This window comes from Paenibacillus tabacirhizosphaerae (genome assembly GCF_040812395.1).
Taxonomy (GTDB): Bacteria; Bacillota; Bacilli; order Paenibacillales; family NBRC-103111; genus Paenibacillus_E.
In genome coordinates, this window is the sequence record NZ_JBFNXH010000060.1 from 1 (window position 1) to 1,784 (window position 1,784).

The window sequence follows — 1,784 nt, forward strand, 5'->3', positions numbered from 1 at the left end:
AAGAGGCTGTCTCAAAAGTAACAATTATAGATGTGTGGGACGGATCTCATCGTTAAAAAGAGCGAATAATTGAAATGAAAAAGGAGCTAAGCGGCCTGTTTGCGCTTAGCTCCTTTGCTTCTGGCATCCACTGCTGCTTTCTTCAGCAGATTGTGGGCAAGCGAAAGCCACCCGACCTCCAGACTTACTTTGGGTAAGCCTCGAAGCAGGAACCTTTTGAATCCACGGTTGTTCTTCATATCTCCAAACACAGGCTCCGGCTCGATCATGCGCCTGACCGCTAGCGCGTGACCTTCTTCGCTGCGGAGTTTTTCACGTGCCTGGTTTTTTAAACGCCAATATTTCATGCTCACTTTGACTTCGCGATTGCCCTCAGCTTTCGTGCACTGCGTTTTTAGCGGACATCCCTCGCAACTTAGACTCCTGTAATGACGATGCTCGATCTCGTATCCACTTTCTGTTTTTTCTTTGCTTACTCTGCGGAAAATGAGGGTTTGCCCAGCAGTACATGTCCACGTATCTTGTTCTTTGTCATAGGTCCAGTTGTCGATTTTACTTATATCTTTTTGCCATGCTTTGCTTTTCTCACGGTGGTAGGTGCTGTATTTGACGATGGCTTCGGCTTCGTTATGCTCTAAATAGTCGTAGTTCTCTTCGCCGCCATATCCCGCGTCGGCGATGACTGTTTCTGGTAGTTTGCTTAGTAGCGATTTTACTTTTTCAAGATGAGGGATTAGACAACGTGTATCTGTAGGCCGTTGGTGTACACTGTAGCCGAGGATGAATTGATTTTCGGTGCCAATCTGCACATTGTATCCTGGCTTAAGCTGACCGTTACGCATGTGATCTTCTTTCATACGCATGAACGTGGCGTCTTTGTCGGTCTTACTGTAGCTGTTCCGATTCCCTAGAATTTCTTCATAAGATTCATACTTTTGAAGGCGAGGGAGCAAGTCCTTACGAAGTGCGCGCACCGCTTTCTTCAAAGGGTTATCCTTTGGTTTTTCCTGCAGTCTTTCTTCTAGTTGTTTAACCGCATTCTCCAGTTTTTCACTTGTGATCTTCGAAGCTTCACCGAGTTCGCAGAGGTCTTGACCGCCGTTCGCTCGTTCCTCTTGCTTTTCGGCTTCTTCGATAGCGGCAAACAATGTCTGCACTTTCTCTTGCAGCTTCGCCTTATGCTTCACGACAGCTTTGCCCCAAACAAACGTGTAGCGGTTGGCGTTTGCTTCGATCTTGGTACCGTCGACAAAGTAGTGTTCAAGCCCCACGTATTTCTCGTCAGCTAGAAATTGAAGAACGGCAGTAAACACCGTCTCCAGTACCTCTTTCATCCGCTCGGAACGAAAACGGTTGATGGTGCGGAAATCCGGTCTTTGTCTGCCAGCGACCCACATGAACATGAGGTTCTCACGAACGGCTTTGGCAATTTGGCGGGAGGAGTAGATGCGCTGGGTGTAGGCGTAGATAATGACTTTGGTCAGCATCTTAGGATGATAGCTGTCTCGACCTCCTCCAGGGTAAACAGCGTCAAAGATAGCATCGTCCAGACGATTCACGGCAGCATTCACCACGCGAACAAGGTGGTTCTGAGGAATGTCTTCTTCTAAATCCATTGGCAGGCAAAGTTGATCCATGGTATATTTGAGATACAAAGAAATCTCTCCTTTTCGTAAATGGTTGGTGGTACTTCCATTTTACCAAAGAGAGATTTCTTTTTGTTATTTTATACAAAAATACCGAGGCTATCTCTCAGGTCTTTTCAGACCTTTTGAGACAGCCTC

General features: G+C 46.6%; 1 protein-coding gene. It reads right to left on the reverse strand.

Annotated elements, in window-relative coordinates:
- Positions 1-86: 86 nt before the first annotated feature.
- Positions 87-1,655: an IS1182 family transposase gene (locus tag ABRS97_RS27940; protein WP_367819444.1), complete on the reverse strand. Its 1,569-nt coding sequence runs from the start codon at positions 1,653-1,655 to the stop codon at positions 87-89.
- Positions 1,656-1,784: the final 129 nt, after the last annotated feature.